A 19,017-nucleotide genomic window follows, 5' to 3' on the forward strand; every position below is an offset into this window, starting at 1 on the left:
ATGTTCGCCCATCTAAAACAATAAAATCTCTCCGTCCGTTCCACCTACAAAACGCCCGCCCCCGCGATGCGGGGACGGGCGAAAGCTTTCAGATCGTGAGCCTGCGGTTGCGCGCGGTGACGTCCCACGCCCCCAGGACGCGGCCGCCCTCCACGGTGAGCACATAGGGGTAGAGCGCGGTGGTGGGGCAGATGTGCGTGGGGAGCACGTACAGCTCGGTTCCGACGGGCGGCGGGGTGCGCGCAGCGCCCTCGTCCATCCGAAAGACCCAGTGCTCCTCGCTTTGAAAGAGGGGGCTTGCGTCCAGCCAGTCGAGCAGCAGGCCGCGCGGGCCCGCGGGGTCGGAGCCGATGCCCTTGCAGCCCAGGTCGAGCGTGAACAGGCCGGGGGCCGGGCGGCTGACGACGCGGGTGAGCACGGCCGCGCCGGGCACGAAGGGCAGGTCGGGGAAGTCGCGCGCGTAGCCGTAATCCATGACGAAGCAGGTGCCGGGCGAGAGGTAGACGCCCGGGCGCTGCGCGTGGCAGGGGAAGGAGGGCGTGCCGCCCATGATGACGATGGGGCAGTCGAGCCCGTCCGCCGGAAGCCGCGCGCGCAGGGCGTCGATCTCCCGCAGGGAGGCGGCCACGGCGGCCGCGCGCGCGGCGGGGTCGGACTCGTGGCGGTGGCCGTCGTAGCAGTGCAGGCCGCACAGGCGGACGCCGGGCACGGCGGCGGCCTGACGGAGCCACGCGCCGGCCTCGCCGGGCGCGACGCCGGTGCGGTTCATGCCCATGTTGACGTCCAGCAGGACGCTCGCGGCCGCGCCGTGCGCGCGGGCGCACGCGCCCAGCAGGCGAAGCTGCGAAAGGTCGTCCGCGAGGGCGTAGCACGCGACGTGCGGATAGGCCGCGGCGAGGCGCACGAAGCGCGCGACGTTTGGGCCCACCAGCGGGTAGGCCAGGAGCAGCGCCTGCGCGCCTGCCTGCGCGGCCATCTCCGCCTCCGCGAAGGTGGCGCACTTAAAGCGCGTGATGCCGAGGCCTACCTGCATGCGCGTGAGGTCGAGCGACTTGTGCGTCTTGACGTGCGGCCACAGGCGCTGCGCGCCGCCCGCCAGCGCGATGGCCCGCCGCGTGTTTTCGCGGATGATCTCCGGGTAATAGAGAAGCTGGGGCGAGGGGACGTCCGATGCGTCCAGGAGCCTGTAGCGGGATGCTTCCATGCGCGCCTCCTCAGATTTCAAAGATGAACTCGATCTCGACCGGGATGCCGCCGGGCAGCTCGTTTACGCCGATGGCCGAGCGCGCGCCGACGCCGTCCTCGCCGTAGAGGTCGAGGAAGAGCTGCGAGGCGCCGTTCATGACGAGGGGCTGCTGCGTGAAGCCCGGCGCGCTGGCGACGAAGCCGAGCAGCTTCACGAGGCCCTTCACGCGGCCCAGATCGCCCAGGTAGTCGTGCAGCACGGCGAGGCAGTTGAGCGCGCACAGGCGCGCGGCCTCCTGCCCCTGCTCGACGGTGCACTCCGCGCCGACGTGGCCGACGAGCGCGGGCACGCCGCCGCGCGTCGCGCCCTGGCCGGAGACGTAGAGCAGATTGCCGGCCTGGCGCACCGGCCTATAGATGCCGCCGCGCGGCGGGGGATTGGGGAGCGACAGGCCGAGGGAAGCGAGTTTTTCGTAGACGGTTGCCATGAGAGGGTACCTCCTGTATTCTGTCGTTTGGATGGAATTTGAAAAGCCGCGCCGGACGGACAGCAGCCGTCACAAAATAACAGGACAGGCGCGGGGGAAAACTGATAGAATCATGAAAAAAGGGGGCGGGGTCATGGAATGGGTCAACGCCGTGCAAAAGGCGCTCAACTACATCGAGGATCATCTCTTGGAGGAGCTGGACGCCGAGGGCGTCGCGAGGAGCGCGTTTACGTCGAGCGCCTACTTTCAAAAGATATTTCACATCGTCACGGGCCTGACGGTGGGGGACTACATCCGCAGCCGGCGGCTTTCGCTGGCCGGGGAGGAGATCGCGGCCGGCCGGACGCGGGTGATCGACGCGGCGGCGAAGTACGGATACGAATCGCCGGAGAGCTTTACGAAGGCGTTCACCCGCTTTCACGGCGTCACGCCCTCCGCCGCCCGGCGGACGCGCTGCGATCTGAACTACTTCTCGCCCCTCAAGATCGAGATTCGCGTGGAGGGCGGGGCCATTCAGTCGCGCAGGCTGATTCCGAACGTGGAGCGGCTGTACGAAAACCGGGCGGAGAACTACATGTTCCCCAGCTGCATGCGCTCCGCGATGGCGGCGCTGGGCGAGGACGCGGCCTACGACTTCCCGTTCTTCGCGGGCGTCACGGGCGATCTGTTCACACAGACCTGGCTTGAGCCCCGGTGGCGCTACAACGACTCGTACTCCAACGTGTGCAAGGAGACGCAGGTTCCGCTGCGGCGCGCGTTCGACGCCTGCGGCTACGAATACGTCTACCGCACGCGCGCGCAGGTGCAGGCGGATCCGGACGGCGCCCGGCGCGAGATCGTGGAGTGCATCGACCGGGGACTGCCCGTGCTGGCCTTCGGCATCGTGGGGCCGCCCGTCTGCTCGATCGTCTGCGGCTACAGCGAGCAGGGAAAGCTGCTCATCGGCTGGTCGCAGTTCACCGGGGAGACGGCGGAGGACGAGGTATTTGACCACGCGTTTTCAGAGAATTCCTTTCAGGTGCGCGACGGGCTCTCGCGGGTCGAGGCGCTCGTCTTCTTCGGGCGGAAAAAGGAGCGGCCCTCGATCGGCGAATGCGTGCGGGAATCCCTGCTCGCCATCCCGTCGCTCGCCGCCCTCGCGCCCCGGGACGGGGCCTGCTTTGGAAGGGCCGCGTTCGAGGCCTGGGCGGATTCGCTGCTGGAGGACGCGGACTTTCGGGGGGCGGAGGCGCTGCCGGGGCCGCTGGACACCTACCGCAGCTGCGTGGTGCAGACGGGCACGAACCTGCACTTTGTCGGGCCCTATCTGGCGCGGGCGGCGGCGCTGTGCCCGGACCAGGCCGCGAGGATACGCGGGCTTGCGGCGCTGTACGCGCAGGAAAAGGAAGCGTTTGAGCGGCTGATCGACTATCAGGGCGGCTACTTTCTGGAGCCAAACCGGGACGCGCTGCTGGACCGGGGATTCAGGGAGGGCCTGAGCGCGCGTGTGCGGGAGGTCGGGCGCCTCTACGAGCAGGCGGCCCGGTTCATGGCCGAGGGCGGCTGAGAGGCGCGGGCGCGGCGGGGTTACGTCGCGCCCAGCAGGACGCCGGGAAAGGCGGTTTGCGGGCGCCCGGCGCGCGAAGCATCCGGCGTTAAACCGCCGCGGAGCGAAGCGGGGGGCGGGGCGCCGCCCTGCTGACGCCCGCCGACGAAGACCGCGCGGATGCCCTCCGGGAGCTGGCGGGGGTTTTCGTAGGTGGCGCGGTCTTGGAGCCGCTCCAGATCCAGCAGCACCAGATCCGCATGGCAGCCGGGCGCGATGCGGCCCCGGCCCGCGAGGCCGAAGAAGTCCGCGGGCATGGAGGTGATCTTCGCGGCCGCCTCCGGGAGGGAGAGCAGGCGCCGCTCGCGCACGAAGCGGCGCAGGAAGCGCGGGAAGGCGCCGTAAGCGCGCGGGTGCGGGCTGCCGGACGCGCCGTACAGCGCGTCGGAGATGACGATGCACTCCGGGCGCAGCAGGATGCGCTCCACGTCCGCGGGGTCCATGTGGTGCTCCACGATGGTCACGCGCCCTTCATCGCGCACGAGCAGCTCCAAGACGAAATCCGCCGCAGGAAGGCCCCGGCGCGCCGCGAGCTGCGCGAGGCTGCGGCCCGTTTCGGCCGGGTCGGAGGAGGCGGCGACCGTGATGCGCTCCGCCCCCGTGGTCGCGAAGATGTTGTCCCAGTCCGGCCGCTCGCGCAGCAGGGAATCCGCGATCTCGCGGCGCGCGGCGGGCTCCCGCAGGCGGGAAAGCAGCGCCTCCGTGCCGCCTGCGAGCGCCTCCGGCGGCAGCAGCGTGGTCAGCGTCGTCGAACCGGCGGCGTAGGGGTAGGCGTCGAACGTGATGGGAAGCCCGCGGGCGCGCGCCGCGTCGATCCGGGCGAGGAACGCGTCCACCGCGTGCCCCCACACGTTTTTGCCCGCGGCCTTCAGGTGGCTGATGTGCACGCGCGCGCCCGTGCGCTCCGCGAGGGAGATCATCTCCTCCACGCTGCAAACGACGCTCGTGCCCTCCCCGCGCATGTGCGCGACGACGGGCCTGCCCATGCGCGCGGGCACGGCGAGGATCGCCTCCAGCTCCGCGCGGGTGTAGTAGCACTCCGGCGCGTACATCAGCCCCAGGCTGAGCCCCAGCGCGCCCGCGCAAAGCGCATCCTCAAGGAGGGAGAGCAGGCGGGAGAGCTCGGCGGGCGAGAGCGGCGCGGGGGCAAAGCCCTTGACGCAGATGCGCAGCGCCCCGCCGCCGACCAGGTAGCCCGTGTTCAGGCGGAGCGGGCGCGCGGCCGCCTCGCGCAGGAACGCGCGCATGGTAAGCCCGCACAGCGCGGGCGGAATGTTCCCCAGGATCGGCGCGGCGTAGTCGCGCAGCGCCGCGAACGTCTCCGGCGCGCTGGGCGCCGCGGAAAAGCCGCAGTTGCCGCAGATCTGCGTGGTGACGCCCTGCGGCACCTCGATGGACGGCGCGTCCGTGAAGGGCGTCAGGTCCGCGTGGCGGTGGATGTCGATGAAGCCGGGCAGCAGGTAAAGCCCGGACGCGTCGAGCGACTGCGCGGCCTCGGGCGCGGGCGCGTCCGCGGGGGCGAGCGCGGCGATGCGCCCGTCCTTCAGGAGCACGCGCGCGCAGAGGAGACCCTGCGGCGTCAGCACCCGCGCGCCGCTGATGCAGGTATCGACCATGGCAGCGCCTCCCGTCTTCCCCGTGGGGGAAAGGATTTGCTGTTATTATAGAAGATTTGGCGCGCGGGGGCAAGCGCTCGATTTACAACCGGGGGCTTTCGCGGTATAATAAACGGTACTTTTGAACGCGGAAGGAGCGCTCCCCCCATGCACATGAGAAGAAAACCCTGGGCCCGCCCGGAGCTGGAGGCCTGCCCCTATTACCGGCAGGACCCGCGCGACCTGAGGGGCCGCTGGGCCGGACAGTTCCCCAAGGCGCAGCCCCTGCACGTGGAGCTGGGCTGCGGCAAGGGCGTCTCCACCGCGCAGATGGTCCTTCACAACCAGGACGTCAACTTCGTGGCCATCGACCTGGTGCGCGACGTGCTGGGCTACGCCCGGCGGAACATCGAGGCGGCCTTCGCGGGCGCGCCGGTCGAAAACGCGATCGTCGCGGCGCTGAACATCGAGTGCATCTCGCAGTACTTCGACGCCTCGGACGCGGCGGAGCGCATCTACATCAGCTTCTGCAACCCCTGGTCGCAGAAGAAGAAGCACGAAAAGCGCCGCCTGACCCACCCGCGCCAGCTTCGCCAATACCGCACGTTTTTGAAGGACGGCGGGGAAATCTGGTTCAAGACGGACGACGACACGCTGTTCGACGCGTCGCTCGCCTACCTGCCCCCGTGCGGCTTTCGCGTCCGCTACCTGACGCGCGACCTGCACCAGAGCGGCTTTGCCCCCAACTACGAGAGCGAGCACGAGATCAAGTACGCCGCGCAGGGCGTGCCCATCAAGTTCCTGATCGCCGTGAAGGAGCCGGAAACGGACCAAAATTGACAAAAAGCGCCAACGCAGTCCTATGCGGGTTGGCGCTTTTGCTGTATAATGGGCTTATGGTGCAGAACGCATGGAGGAGGGCGCACGGATGTTGCAGGTGGCGGCGGCGGTGATCCGAAACGGGAAGGACGAAATGCTGCTCGCGAGGCGCGGGCCCGGCAGGGACGACGCGGGGCTCTGGGAGTTCCCGGGCGGCAAGCTGGAGGCGGGCGAGGACGCGCGCGCGGCGATCGTGCGCGAGATACGCGAGGAGGTGGGAATCGAGCTCTTCGTCAAGGGCGTGCTGCTGCACACGGTCTACGAGGCCCCCGCGCGGGCGATCACGCTGACGTTCCTCGACTGCACGGTGCGCGCCGGCGCGCCCACGGCGCGCGAGCACGCGGAGCTCCGCTGGGTGAGGCCGGAGGACGCGCCCGGCATGGCGCTGTGCCCCGCCGACCGGGCGGCCCTGCCCGCGCTGATCGCGCGGGGGCGTCCCGCCTACGCGCATAGCAGCGAGGAGGGCCTCTTTCAGCCGCTGGAGGAACACCTGCTCGCCACGGCGCGCCTGGCGGAGGCATTCGCGCAGGCGTTTGACTGCGGCGATTGGGGCTATGCGCTGGGGCTTTTGCACGACGTGGGCAAGGCGCGGCCCGCCTTCTTCCATCGGCTGGAGGGCGGCAAAACCCCGGTGGAGCACGCGGCGGCGGGAGCGCTGCTGGCAAAGCGCCGGGGCGGGCTGGTCGAGGCGGCGCTCGCGCCCTGCGTCGCCGGGCACCACGCGGGCCTGGCGGATCCCATGCCGGCGGACTACGGCCAGCGGCTGACGCCCGTTTGCGAGAGGCTCGCGCGGGAGGAGCGGCGGCCCGCGGTCCGCGAGGTCGTGCCGGTGCGCTGGCCGGCGGCGGGGCCGAAGATGCGCCCGACCGGCGCGCGGAAGGGGCAGGGCTTCTCGTTCGCCCTTTGGCAGCGCATGCTCTTCTCCTGCCTGGTGGACGCGGACTTTCTTGACACCGAGGCGTTCATGCAGGGCCCGCAGCCGCGCGGGCGGGGCGAGGACGTTCAGACGCTGCGTGCGCGGCTGGACGCGTACATGGAGCAGTATTCGCACCCGAAGAACCCCATTGACGAAAAGCGCTGCGCCATCCTCGCGGACTGCCGCCGCGCGGCGGAGGGGCCGCAGGGGCTGTACACGCTGACCGTGCCCACGGGCGGCGGCAAGACGCTGGCCTCGCTGGCCTTCGCGCTGCGCCACGCGGAAAAGCACGGGCTTCGGCGCGTCATCTACGTCATCCCCTACACCAGCATCATCAGCCAGACGGCGAAGAAATTCCGGGAGGCGCTGGGCGAGGAAAACGTGCTGGAGCACACCAGCATCGCGGAGGCGGGCGGCGTGCGAGCGGACGATGCGGAACGGGCGACGTGCGAACGGGCGACGTGCGAACGGGCGACGTGCGAACGGGACGACGCAGAGCGGGACGACGCGGAGGACGAGGCCGTGCGCGCCCGCCGCCTGGCCGCGGAGAACTGGGACGCGCCGGTGATCGTGACCACGAACGTGCAGTTCTTTGAATCGCTGATGGCGAATCGGCCCGCGCGCTGCCGCAAGCTGCACAACATCGTCCGCTCGGTGGTGATCTTCGACGAGGCGCAGATGCTGCCGACCGGCTACCTGATCCCCTGCACCCGGCTGATCGAGGAGCTGGCGGTGAATTACCGGGCGACCGCGGTGCTGTGCACGGCGACGCAGCCCGCGCTGGGCAGGTACCTTGGCGGCCTTAACGCCACGGAGATCTGCCGGGATACGGCGGGGCTGTACGAATTCTTCCGGCGCGTGCGCTACGAGGTCGCGGGCGTATGGGAGGATGAGCGCATTTGGGCGGAGTTCCGCGCGCAGCGGCAGATGCTCGCCGTCGTGAATTCGCGCGCGCACGCGCAGGCGCTTTACGACGGCATGGCGGGCGAGGGCGTCTTCTGCCTGACGACGCTGCTGACGCCCCAAAGCCGGGAGGATAAGCTGGAGGAAATCCGCGCGCGCCTTAAGGGCGGGCGAACCTGCCGGGTCGTCTCCACCAGCCTCATCGAGGCGGGCGTGGACGTGGACTTCCCGCGCGTGTGCCGCGAGGCCGCGGGGCTGGACAGCGTCATTCAGGCGGCGGGCCGCTGCAACCGCGAGGGAGGGCACAGCGCGCAGGAGAGCGTGGTCACCGTCTTCCATTCCGGGGAGAAGTGGCGGGACAAGGTGCCCAAGGCGCTCAAGCGCCCCGCGGACGTGGCGGCGGAGATCCTGGAGACGGAGGCGGACATCGCCTCGCCGGAGGCCGTCGGGCGCTACTTCACCCGGCTCTACGCGCTTACGGGCAGCGGCCTGGACGTGAAGGGCATCGAGAAGATGCTGGACGACGGAGGCAGTGCGCCGCCCTTTGAAGAGGCCGCGCGGGCGTTTCGCCTCATCGAGGAGGGCACGCGCGCGGTGCTGATCCCCACGACGAAGGAGGCGCGAACCTGCGCCGAGCGGCTTGGCGCGGGCGAGCGAAGCCGGGAGCTATGGCGCCAAGCGGCGCGGTGCAGCGTCAGCGTGTACGAGGGGGACTTTCAGGCGCTGCATGCGGCGGGGAAGCTCGACGTGCTGGACGAGCAGATCGCCGTGCTGCTGGACGCGGCCTGCTACGACCCGGACAAGGGGCTTTGCGTGCCGGGCATGGGCGCCGGGATCATGATATAAAACGGAGGCGAATGAGATGGGCTATGGAATCCGCATGGAGGTCTGGGGCGATTTCGCCCTCTTCAGCCGGCCGGAGATGAAGGTGGAGCGCGTGACGTACGACGTGATCACGCCCTCCGCCGCGCGCGGCCTGCTGGAAGCCATATATTGGCATCCTGGGATGAAATGGAGGATCGACCGCATCTGGGTGTGCGCGCCCATCCGCTACGCGAACATCCGCCGAAACGAGGTGGCCAGCAAGCTTTTGGCCTCTTCGGTTCGCGCCGCGATGGTGGGCACGGGGCCGCTGCCGGTGCTGGACAGGGGAAAGGACATTCAGCAGCGCGCCTCGCTGCTGCTGCGCGACGTGCGCTACGTGATCGAGGCGCACTTTGACATGACGGACAGGGCGGGTGCGGAGGACACGCCGGAAAAGTTTTACGCCATCGCCTGCAACCGCCTGCGCGCGGGCAAGTGCTTTCACACCCCCTACTTCGGCTGCCGGGAGTTCCCGGCGAAGTTCCGCCTCTTCGAGGGGGACGAGCCGCCCGTGCATCCGGACTTCGCCGGGCAGGAGCGGGATTTCGGCTTCATGCTCTACGACATGGATTACACGAGGCCCGACCGCATCACGCCGACGTTCTTCCGGTGCGTCATGCGGGACGGCGTGATCGACCTGACGGACTGCGAGGTGGTACGATGATCCTTCAGGCGCTGTGCGAGTACTACGAGGCCGCGGCAAAAGAGGGCGAGATCGCCCGCATCGGCTATGGCGAGGAGAACGTTTCCTGCGCGCTGGTGCTCACCCGCGAGGGGGCGCTGCAGCGGGCGATCTCCCTGAAAAACCCGGAGCAGCGCGGCAAGAAGACGGTGATGGCGCCGCAGCGCATGACCGTCCCCGAGCACGCGACGCGCAGCTCAGGCGTCGCGCCCTACTTTCTGTGCGACAAGAGCGCCTATTTCCTGGGCGTGGACGACAAGGGAAACCCCGCCCGCACGGCGGAGAGCTTTGCGGCCAGCCGGGCGCTGCACCTGGAGCTGCTGGAGGGCGTGGACGACCCCGGCGCGCAGGCGGTCTGCGCGTTCTTTCGGCGCTGGAAGCCGGAGGAGGCGAGGGAGCACCCGGCGCTTTGGGAATGCTGGGACGACGTGCAGGGCGGCGCGATGCTGGTCTTCTGCCTGCAGGGCGAGGCGGAGGAGGGCTTCTTCGTGCACAGGCGCCCGGCGGTCGAAGCCGCGTGGAGCGCCCGCGCGGCCGCGCAGGCGGACGCGGACGTGCGGGCGCCCTGCCTGGTGACGGGCAAGGCGGACCAGCCCGTGGCGCTCATCCACAACAAGATCAAGGGCATCTACGGCGCGCCGACGATGGGCGAGTCGCTCGTGGGCTTCAACGCGCCCGCGTTCGAGTCCTACGGCTGCGTGCAGGCGAAGGGGCTCAACGCGCCGGTGAGCTGCTACGCGGCCTTTGCCTACACCACGGCGCTCAACCGGCTGCTCGCGGGGAAGCACAGGATGCGCCTGGGCGACATGACGGTGGTCTACTGGGCGAGGAGCGCGGAGGAGGGCTACCCGGACCTTTTCGACATGGCGTGCGGGCCGCAGAGCGGGGACGAGAAAAAGATCGGCGCGATGCTCTCGCGCGTGAAGCGGGGCCTGCCGCCGGAGCTTCCGGGGCTGGAGAGCGCGATGCCCTTTTACATCCTGGGGCTTTCGCCCAACGCGGGGCGCGCCTCGGTGCGGATGTTCCTGCAAAGCGAGTTCGGCAGCGTGATTACAAACATTATGAACCACTACGTGCAGCTCGAAATCGTCCACGCGCCCTACGAGCCGGACATCCTGACGAATGCCATGCTGCTGCGCGAGACCGCCAACCCGAACGCGACCACGCCCGAGCCGCCCGAGCCGCTGGCGGGCGCGATGCTGCGCGCGGTGTGGACGGACGGCGACTATCCCGAGGAGCTGCTTTCGATGCTCCTGCTGCGCATCTGGGCGGAGCAAGAGGTGACGTACGCCAAGGCGGCGATGATCAAGGCCTATCTGCTGAAGAACAAGAAGAGAAGCAAGGGGGAAATCAAAATGGGACTTAACGAGAGTTGCACGGATCGGGCGTACGTGCTCGGCAGGCTGTTCGCGGTGCTGGAAAAGACGCAGCAGGACGCGAACCCCGGCATCAACACGACGATCAAGGACCGCTACTTCGCCTCGGCCAGCGCGACGCCGCGGGCGGTCTTCCCGACGCTGCTGCGCCTTGCCCGCAGCCACATCGCCAAGGCGGAGTACGGCAAGGCGGACGAGATCGCGATCAGCCGGATCATGGACCTGCTGCCCGCGCAGCCCCTGCCCGCGCGCCTGACGCTCGAGGAGGAGGGCATGTTCTACCTGGGCTATTACCACCAGAACCAGGCGCGCTACCAGAAGAAGGACGAGCAAACCGCCAAGGAGGAAAAGTAAGATGGAAGCGATCAAAAACCGGTACGACTTCGTGGTGCTCTTCGACGTGGAAAACGGCAACCCCAACGGCGACCCGGACGCGGGCAACATGCCGCGCATCGACCCGGAGACGGGCCTCGGCCTCGTGACGGACGTGTGCCTCAAGCGCAAGATCCGCAACTACGTCAAGATCGCCAGGGAGGGCGACCCGACCTGCAACATCTACATCAGCGAGGACACCTCGCTCAACGCGAACGACCATCTGGCGCTGGACGCGCTGAACGTGGACGAGAAGAAGCTCAAAAAGGACGACCCGGAGACGGACCGCAAGCTGCGGGACTTCATGTGCAGCCATTTTTACGACGTGCGCACGTTCGGCGCGGTGATGACGACGTTCGTGAAGATGTCGCTCAACTGCGGCCAGGTGCGCGGCCCGGTGCAGCTCGGTTTCGCGCGCTCCATCGACCCGATCTTCCAGCAGCAGGTGACCCTCACGCGCGTGGCGATCACCAAGGACGAGGACCGGGCAAACAAGAAGACCGAGATGGGCAACAAGTTCATCGTGCCCTACGGCCTCTACCGCTGCGAGGGCTACGTGAGCGCGAACCTCGCGCGCCGGGTGACGGGCTTTTCGCAGGCGGATTTGGAGCTGCTCTTTGAGGCGATCGCCAACATGTTCGAGCACGACCATTCCGCCGCGCGCGGCAAGATGGCGGTGCGGGAGTTCATCGTCTTCAAGCACGACAGCGAGCTGGGCAACGCGCCCTCCTACAAGCTGTTTGAGACGGTGCGCGTCAAGAAGAAGGAGGGCGTGACGGCCCCGCGCAGCTACGCGGACTACGAGGTGACGGTGGACGAGGGCGCGGTGCCGGAGGGCGTCACCCTGACGCGAAGGGTGTGAGCGCGTACCGGGAGGAGGACTACCTCGCCCTGTCGGGCGTGCAGCATTTTTGCTTTTGCCCACGCCAGTGGGCGCTGATTCACATCGAGCAGCAGTGGGCGGAAAACCTGCTGACCGTGGAGGGCGGCATCCTCCACGAGCGCGCGCACGAGCGGGATTTTTTGGAGAGGCAGGGCGAGCTGTACGTCACCCGCGCCATGCCCGTGAGCTCCGCGCGGCTGGGCGTGAGCGGCGTGCTGGACGTGCTGGAATGGCGCCGGGACGAGGCGGGCATCCCCCTCAGGGGGCGGGAGGGCCTGTACCGCCCGGCGCCGGTGGAGTACAAGCACGGGAAGCCCAAGGCGGGCGACGAAGACCGGCTGCAGCTTTGCTGCCAGGCGATGTGCCTGGAGGAGATGCTGGGGACGGACGTGCCGCAGGGCTTCCTCTTTTACGGGGAGACCCGGCGGCGGGAGAGCGTGGAGCTGGGGCAGGCGCTGCGCGGCCGGGTGGAGGAAATGCTCCGTCAGATGCACGAATACTATGCGCGGCGCTACACGCCGCGCGTGAAGCCGCGCAAGGCGTGCCGGAGCTGCTCGCTGAAGGAGACCTGCCTGCCGGGCCTGCAAAAGCGCGGGGACGCGGACGCGTACATCCGCGTGCACACGGAGGAGGAGGCGCCTTGAAGAAGCTGCTCAACACCCTGTATGTCACGACGGAGGACAGCTACCTGGCGCTGGAGGGCGAGAACGTGCTGGTGCTGCAGGGCGAGGAGACGCTGCTGCGATTGCCGCTGCACACGCTGGAGGGCATCCTCTACTTCGGCTACAGGGGCGCGAGCCCCGCGCTGATGGGCGCGTGCGCGAAGCGGGGCGTCCGGCTCGCGTTCCTGACGCCGAGCGGCCGCTTCCTGGCCGCGGCCTGCGGCGAGAACCGGGGGAATGTGGTGCTGCGCAGGCACCAGTACCGCCTGGCGGACGATCCCGGGCAGAGCGCGCGCGTCGCCCGCTGCTTCATCCTGGGCAAGGTGTACAACGCCCGCTGGATGCTGGAGCGCTGCACGCGCGATCACGCGCCGCGCGTGGATGCGGAGCGCGTGCGGCGCGTTTCCGGCGCGCTGGCCGCCGCGCTGCCGGGCATCGAGGCGTGCGGCGACCTGGAGACGCTGCGCGGGCTCGAGGGGGCGTGCGCGGAGCAGTACTTTTCGGTGTTTGACGAAATGGTGCTGCAAAACAAGGACGTGTTCCGCTTCGACGGACGCACGCGCCGCCCGCCGCTCGACCCCATGAACGCGCTGCTGTCGTTTGTGTACACGCTGCTTTCAAACGACTGCGCCGCCGCGCTGGAGGGCGTGGGGCTGGACCCCTACGTGGGCTTTCTGCACCGGGATCGGCCCGGGCGCATGTCGCTCGCGCTCGACCTGATGGAGGAGCTGCGCGGCGTCCTGGCGGAGCGCCTTTGCCTGACGCTGGTGAACAACCGCGTCATCCGCGACCAGGACTTTGAAACGCTGGAAAACGGCGCGGTCTATCTGAGCGCGAAATCGCGCAAGCAGGTGCTCGCCGCCTGGCAGGAGCGAAAGCGCGAGGAGATCGTACACCCGTTTTTGCAGGAGAAGCTCCCCTGGGGGCTGGTGCCGCACGCGCAGGCGCTGCTGCTTGCCAGATGCCTGCGCGGCGACCTGAACGACTACCCGCCGTTTTTCTGGAAGTGAGGGGAAACAGATGCTGGTACTCATCACCTACGACGTCAGCACGCAGGACGCGGGGCCGATGGGGCCGTGAGGCGGCCTCTGGCAAGGCCGCGCACGCGCGGTGCGAACGTATAGCGGGCGGACTTTTGCCGGGAGGTTCGCACCCGCAGGCGTTCGTCAGGGCGAGGCCATGGGGCGCGCCGCCAGGGATGCCCGCATGGGTGCGCAGCCAAGCGGCGCGGGATTTGGTGGAATTGAGAGAAACGAAGAAGGAATTTTGGGTTTATCTTGCAGTCGCGCTCCGTGCGGAGCGCGGGGGTTGAAATTCTGCAATCGGCCCGGCGATGGCCCCAGTAATGCGTCGCGCTCCGTGCGGAGCGCGGGGGTTGAAATTTTTATGCTGGTGTGGATGGCGTAGAACCGGAGTAGTCGCGCTCCGTGCGGAGCGCGGGGGTTGAAATGCGGAGAGCTGAGCGTAGGAGGGGGATGTAAATGGGTCGCGCTCCGTGCGGAGCGCGGGGGTTGAAATACGGAGAACCGGGCGTCAACGCCCCGTGCGGGTTGTCGCGCTCCGTGCGGAGCGCGGGGGTTGAAATGTCCTCGCATTTGTGGTGCAGCTCAATCAGTTCCGGTCGCGCTCCGTGCGGAGCGCGGGGGTTGAAATTTCGAGCGTGTCACCGCAGGTAGCCAGTCCGTCCAGTCGCGCTCCGCACGGAGCGCGGGGGTTGAAATTTGCTCGCTTGTCGCCTCGGCGTCTCCGGCGAAGTTGCGCTCCGCACGGGGCGCGGGGGTTGAAATCAGATCGGTTTTCCTCGCGACCAGCTCCGCGATCTCGTCGCGCTCCGCACGGAGCGCGTGGGTTGAAATGGCCCCCAGGTCGTCACCGCCTGCCAGATGAGACGTCGCGCTCCGCACGGAGCGCGTGGGTTGAAATTTGTTCGCGCCGTTTTGCACGCCGTAGGCGATGATGCGTCGCGCTCCGCACGGAGCGCGTGGATTGAAAGCACAAAGCCGGTTGACATCAGCTTTTCTAAGCGCGTCGCGTTCCGCGTGGAACGCGCGGGTTGAAATAGGGTCGGGGTCTGAACACGCCCCACGTTCAGGGCCGCGCCCCGCCTGCTCATCCCATCCTGCCGCTTTGCGTCGATTTTACAGGATTGATGTTGGGGCGGGGTTGTGCTATGATGAAAGGCATAAACGAGGGAGGCGCAGACCCGTGAGACGAAAGCATTATGAGGTCGACATGCTGAACGGGCCGCTGGTGCGGCCGATTCTGATGTTCTCCATCCCGCTGATGCTGACCGGCATCTTGCAGCTGCTGTTCAACGCGGCGGACATCGTCGTCGTCGGCCAGTTTGCGGGCAGCACCGCGCTGGCGGCGGTGGGCTCGACCAGCGCGCTCATCAACCTGATCGTCAACGTCTTCATGGGCATGTCCATCGGCGCGAGCGTCGTGGTCGCCCAGCACTACGGCGCGAGCCGCTATAAGGACGTGAGCGAGTCCGTGCACACCGCCATGGGGCTCAGCCTCGTGTGCGGCGTGATCGTGACGGTCTTCGGCATCGCGCTCTCCCGCCCGCTGCTGCAGGCGATGGGCACGCCGGAGGACGTGCTCGACCAGGCGGCGCTGTACATGAAGATCTACTTCGCCGGCATGCCCGCCACCATGATGTACAACTTCGGCGCGGCGATTCTGCGCGCGATCGGCGACACGAGAAGGCCGCTGTACTACCTCTTCATCGCGGGCGCAATCAATGTTTTGTTCAACCTGATCTTCGTCATCGTCTTTCACATGGGCGTCGCGGGCGTGGCGCTGGCGACGGTCATCTCCCAGTGCGTCTCCGTCGTGCTGATCGTCCTGTGCCTGATGCGCTCGGACGGCTGCATCCGCCTCGACCCGCGCCGCGTGCGGATTTCCCGCGACAAGTTTGCGCAGATGATGCGCGTGGGCCTGCCCGCCGGGCTGCAGGGCTCCATCTTCTCGATCTCCAACGTGCTGATCCAGTCCGCCGTCAACTCCTTCGGATCGGTGGTCATGGCGGGCAACGCCGCCTCCGCCAACCTGGAGGGCTTCGTCTACACCTCGATGAACGCCATCTACCAGGCGAACCTCACCTTCACGAGCCAGAACGTCGGCGCGCGCAGGCTGGAGCGCGTCGGGCTGATCCTCCGCCGCTGCCAGCTCACCGTCACCGTCGTCGGCGCGGCGCTGGGCTGGCTCGTCTACGCCCTCGGGCCCGAGCTGCTGCGGCTGTACACGAACGATCCGCTGGTCGTGGAGATGGGCATGAAGCGGCTTTCGATCATCGCGACCACCTACTTCGTGTGCGGCTGGATGGACGTCATGGTCGGCTCGCTGCGCGGCATGGGCAGCTCCATCCTGCCGATGGTCGTCTCGATCCTCGGCGCGTGCGTGCTGCGCATCGTGTGGATTTACACCATCTTCGCGATGGACCGCACGCTGACGACGCTGTACATCTCCTACCCGGTGTCGTGGATCATCACGGCGGCGGTGCACTTTATCTGCTACCTGGCCGTCAAAAGGAAGCTGATGCGAACGGACGGCCTGCGCGCGGCCTGACCGCGAAGCGAACGCAAAAAAAACGCGGGGGAAGGAGGATTCCTCCGCGTTTTGGCGTACACGCGGGTCTTTACTTCGCGTCCTTGCCAAGCCTGCCCAGCAGGGTGATGGTCAGGACGATCAACCCGGTGACGAGGAAGATGCCCAGCATGCCCTTGGCGATATAGGGCAGGGTGTAAAGAAAGGCGGAGACGTTCAGGTGCATCTGTGTTCCCTCCTTAGCCGAAGAAGTTGAGGATCAGGCCGCCCGCGATGACGGAGGCGATCTGCCCGGAGACGTTGACGCCGATGGAGTGCATGAGCAGGAAGTTCTGGTTGTCCTCCGCCAGGCCCAGCTTGTGCACCACGCGCGCGCTCATGGGGAAGGCGCTGATGCCCGCCGCGCCGATCATCGGGTTGATCTTGCGCCTGGAAAAGAGGTTGAGCAGCTTGGCGAACAGCACGCCGCCGGCCGTGTCCATCACGAAGGCGACGAGGCCCAGGCCCAGGATGAGCAGCGTCTGGGGGTTCAGGAACGCGCTGGCCTGCATGCGCGCGGCGATGGTGATGCCCAGGAACAGGGTGATGAGGTTGGCGAGCACCTTCTGCGCGGTGTCGGAGAGGCTGTCCAGCACGCCGCACTCGCGCAGCAGGTTTCCGAACATCAGAAAGCCGATGAGCGCGACCGACCGCGGGGAGACGATGCCGGTGATCATGGTGATGAGGATGGGGAAGAGGATGCGCGTGGTCTTTGAGACGCGTTTCTGCTCGTAGGGCATGCGGATGCGCCGCTCCTCCGGGGTGGTGAGAAGCCTGATGACCGGCGGCTGCACGATGGGCACCAGCGCCATGTAGGAGTAGGCCGCCACGATGATCGCGCCCAGGTAGTTGGAATCGAAGAAGTTGGCCACGAAGATGGCCGTCGGGCCGTCCGCCGCGCCGATGATGGCGATGGAGGCGGCGTCCTTGAGCTCAAACCCGAGGAGCGAGGCCATGCCCAGGGTGAAGAAGATGCCGAACTGCGCCGCCGCGCCGAAGAGCATGAGCTTGGGATTTTGCAGCAGCGGCCCGAAGTCGATCATCGCGCCGATGCCGATGAACAGCAGCAGCGGGAACAGCTCGTTGGCGATGCCCGCGTCGAAGAGCACGTCGATCACGCCGATTTCGCGCGCGCCGTCCACGACCTGCGTGACCGCGCCGGACATCGGCAGGTTGACGAGGATCGCGCCGAAGCCCATCGGCAGCAGCAGCGTGGGCTCCATGTCCTTTTTGATCGCCAGATAGATGAGCAGGGCGCCGATGCACCACATGACGACCATGGGCAGGGTGATGTTCAGGGCGTTCCCGAAGAGGTCGTTTAAAAATGAGGCCATAAGACTGCATCCCTCCGTATGATGGTATTTTCTCATTATAGAGGGGACGGCCGGAGCGGGCAAGGCGCGGGGGATTGCTTTATAAAACCTTTATAGGGCGCCGCGCGGGGGCATGCTATAATAGACAAAAACCGAAGGAGGAACCCCATGCAGATTCTGATCGTGGAAGACGACACGCGCATTCGCCACTACCTTTTGACGGTGCTGTCCTCCGGCGGATACGACGTGCTGGAGGCGGACAGCGCCCAGTGTGCGCTGAGCATGGCGGCCTCCCACAACCCGGACCTGATTTTGCTGGACTTGGGGCTGCCCGACCGCGACGGGCAGGAGATCATCAAGAGCCTGCGCGCCTGGTCGCACCGGCCCATCGTGGTCGTCTCGGCGCGCGGGCACGAGCGCGACAAGGTGATGGCGCTGGACAACGGCGCGGACGACTACATCACCAAGCCGTTCAACACCGCCGAGCTGCTGGCGCGCATCCGCGCGGCGCTGCGCAACGGCCGCTACCGCGAGAGCTCGCAGAGCGCGCAGGAGAGCGTCTACCGTTCGGGCGACCTTACGATCGACCTGGAGAAGCGCGTCGTCAAGGTGGAGGGAGACCCCGTGCACCTGACGCAGAACGAATACAAGATCGTGGCGCTCCTGTGCCAGCACGCGGGCAGCGTGCTCACCTACGAGTACATGATCAAGAACATCTGGGGGCCCTACGCGAACTGCGACGCGCAGATTCTGCGCGTGAACATGGGCAACATCCGCCGCAAGATCGAGAAGGACCCCTCCTATCCCGAGTACATCGTCACCGAGATCGGCGTCGGCTACCGGATGGTGGAGGGGGACTGAGGGGCGGCAATCGCAAACAGGGATGCACGGACTTGCGTGCGTCCTTTTTTCAGGCCTTCTTTGCGGCGAAGGCCGCGGGGCGGCGTCTCCCGGCGGCATTGCAAACGCCGCGTGTACGGGCTATACTGTAAAGCAGCCGACGGCAAAGGGGGAAGAACATTGGGCCGGAAAATTCTGCTGATCGAGGACAACCCGGACATCTGCCGGATGCTCGCGGACGCCCTATCGGGGGCGGGCTATTCGGTCGACGCCGCGTACACCGGCACGGACGGCGTGGGCCTTTTCCTCCGGCAGGCGTTTGACCTCGTGCTGCTGGACATCATGCTGCCCTTGAAGAGCGGGGACGAGGTCCTGCGGGCGATCCGCGAGAGGTCCGACGTGCCCGTCATCGTCCTGTCGGCCAAGAGCCGGGTGGAAACGAAGGTCGATTTCCTCAGGCTGGGCGCGGACGATTACGTCACAAAGCCCTTCGACCTGGAGGAGGTCATCGCCAGGGTGGAGGCCCATTTGCGCCGCCGCGCCGCCGGAAGCGGGCGTCCGGAGCGGCTGCTTTACAAGGACGTGGCCCTGTACGGGCAGGAGAAGCGCGTGAGCGTCGGCGCAAGAGAGGTCGAGCTGACCGCGACGGAGTTCCGGCTGCTGGCGCTGCTGATGGAAAACAGGAACAAGGTCTTCACCCGGGCGAACCTCTACGAGACGCTCTGGGGCGGGGACTACCTGGGGGACGACAACGCGGTGAAGACGCATGTCAGCAACCTGCGGGCCAAGCTGAAGGCCGTAAACCCGGACGAGGAGTACATCGAGACGGTGTGGGGGCTGGGATACCGGCTGTACCGGGAATGAAGGACGGAAATGCCGGCGCGTT

The 19,017-nt window shown here is 67.5% G+C and carries 16 protein-coding genes; 11 read left to right on the top strand and 5 right to left on the bottom strand.

Annotation, left to right across the window (positions count from 1 at the left end; genetic code table 11):
* Window positions 1–88 precede the first annotated feature (88 nt).
* Both C1725_RS03580 and C1725_RS03585 read right to left on the bottom strand, forming a co-directional pair.
* A complete protein-coding gene (locus C1725_RS03580; protein ID WP_102410309.1) occupies window positions 89–1,204 on the bottom strand; it encodes an alanine racemase in 1,116 nt (371 codons plus the stop codon).
* 10 nt (window positions 1,205–1,214) lie between these two features.
* A complete protein-coding gene (locus C1725_RS03585) occupies window positions 1,215–1,673 on the bottom strand; it encodes an Atu1372/SO_1960 family protein (protein WP_102410310.1) in 459 nt (152 codons plus the stop codon).
* Window positions 1,674–1,806: 133 nt separating this feature from the next.
* Between C1725_RS03585 and C1725_RS03590 the strand changes: the two genes are divergently transcribed.
* On the top strand, window positions 1,807–3,219 hold the full coding sequence (locus tag C1725_RS03590; RefSeq protein ID WP_346026303.1) for a helix-turn-helix domain-containing protein: 1,413 nt from the start codon (window positions 1,807–1,809) through the stop codon (window positions 3,217–3,219).
* Window positions 3,220–3,239: 20 nt separating this feature from the next.
* On the opposite strand, the gene C1725_RS03595 is transcribed toward C1725_RS03590, so the two are convergent.
* A complete protein-coding gene (locus C1725_RS03595) occupies window positions 3,240–4,874 on the bottom strand; it encodes an amidohydrolase family protein (protein ID WP_102410312.1) in 1,635 nt (544 codons plus the stop codon).
* Between the two features lie 147 nt (window positions 4,875–5,021).
* Between C1725_RS03595 and trmB the strand changes: the two genes are divergently transcribed.
* The 8 genes from trmB to C1725_RS03635 all read left to right on the top strand — a co-directional run bounded on the left by trmB (window position 5,022) and on the right by C1725_RS03635 (window position 15,960).
* Window positions 5,022–5,693 carry a tRNA (guanosine(46)-N7)-methyltransferase TrmB gene (gene trmB / locus C1725_RS03600; protein WP_102410313.1) on the top strand — a complete coding sequence of 224 codons (672 nt, stop codon included), beginning with the start codon at window positions 5,022–5,024 and terminating at the stop codon, window positions 5,691–5,693.
* Between the two features lie 88 nt (window positions 5,694–5,781).
* Window positions 5,782–8,397 (top strand): CRISPR-associated endonuclease Cas3'', encoded by a 2,616-nt coding sequence (locus tag C1725_RS03605; protein WP_346026304.1) that lies wholly within the window; start codon window positions 5,782–5,784, stop codon window positions 8,395–8,397.
* Window positions 8,398–8,413: 16 nt separating this feature from the next.
* The gene (cas5c, locus tag C1725_RS03610; RefSeq protein WP_102410315.1) at window positions 8,414–9,079 is read left to right on the top strand and encodes a type I-C CRISPR-associated protein Cas5c; all 666 of its coding nucleotides are present in this window, start codon (window positions 8,414–8,416) and stop codon (window positions 9,077–9,079) included.
* Entirely contained in the window at window positions 9,076–10,827 is a 1,752-nt protein-coding gene (gene cas8c, locus C1725_RS03615) for a type I-C CRISPR-associated protein Cas8c/Csd1 (RefSeq protein ID WP_102410316.1), read from the top strand. Before cas5c ends, cas8c begins: the two co-directional genes overlap by 4 nt.
* Window position 10,828: 1 nt before the next feature.
* Window positions 10,829–11,707 (top strand): type I-C CRISPR-associated protein Cas7/Csd2, encoded by an 879-nt coding sequence (gene cas7c, locus C1725_RS03620; protein ID WP_102410317.1) that lies wholly within the window; start codon window positions 10,829–10,831, stop codon window positions 11,705–11,707.
* Window positions 11,704–12,372, top strand: coding sequence for a CRISPR-associated protein Cas4 (gene cas4 / locus C1725_RS03625; protein WP_102410318.1), 669 nt, complete (start codon window positions 11,704–11,706; stop codon window positions 12,370–12,372). The genes cas7c and cas4 overlap by 4 nt, the downstream gene beginning before the upstream one ends.
* The gene (cas1c, locus tag C1725_RS03630) at window positions 12,369–13,400 is read left to right on the top strand and encodes a type I-C CRISPR-associated endonuclease Cas1c (protein WP_102410319.1); all 1,032 of its coding nucleotides are present in this window, start codon (window positions 12,369–12,371) and stop codon (window positions 13,398–13,400) included. The genes cas4 and cas1c overlap by 4 nt, the downstream gene beginning before the upstream one ends.
* Window positions 13,401–14,595: 1,195 nt before the next feature.
* Window positions 14,596–15,960: an MATE family efflux transporter gene (locus C1725_RS03635; RefSeq protein WP_346026305.1), complete on the top strand. Its 1,365-nt coding sequence runs from the start codon at window positions 14,596–14,598 to the stop codon at window positions 15,958–15,960.
* 70 nt (window positions 15,961–16,030) lie between these two features.
* Here the strand turns inward: C1725_RS03635 and C1725_RS19125 are convergent, their stop codons facing one another.
* Together C1725_RS19125 and C1725_RS03640 are read right to left on the bottom strand one after the other, a co-directional pair.
* Entirely contained in the window at window positions 16,031–16,165 is a 135-nt protein-coding gene (locus C1725_RS19125; RefSeq protein WP_346026306.1) for a hypothetical protein, read from the bottom strand.
* A 13-nt stretch (window positions 16,166–16,178) separates the two neighbouring features.
* Entirely contained in the window at window positions 16,179–17,312 is a 1,134-nt protein-coding gene (locus C1725_RS03640; protein ID WP_346026307.1) for a sodium ion-translocating decarboxylase subunit beta, read from the bottom strand.
* Window positions 17,313–17,459: 147 nt separating this feature from the next.
* Between C1725_RS03640 and C1725_RS03645 the strand changes: the two genes are divergently transcribed.
* On the top strand, window positions 17,460–18,152 hold the full coding sequence (locus C1725_RS03645) for a response regulator (protein WP_102410320.1): 693 nt from the start codon (window positions 17,460–17,462) through the stop codon (window positions 18,150–18,152).
* A gap of 159 nt (window positions 18,153–18,311) precedes the next feature.
* Window positions 18,312–18,995 (top strand): winged helix-turn-helix domain-containing protein, encoded by a 684-nt coding sequence (locus C1725_RS03650; RefSeq protein WP_102410321.1) that lies wholly within the window; start codon window positions 18,312–18,314, stop codon window positions 18,993–18,995.
* Window positions 18,996–19,017: the final 22 nt, after the last annotated feature.

Origin of the sequence: Beduinella massiliensis (genome assembly GCF_900199405.1) — a bacterium.
In the GTDB taxonomy this organism is placed as follows: domain Bacteria; phylum Bacillota; class Clostridia; order Christensenellales; family Aristaeellaceae; genus Beduinella; species Beduinella massiliensis.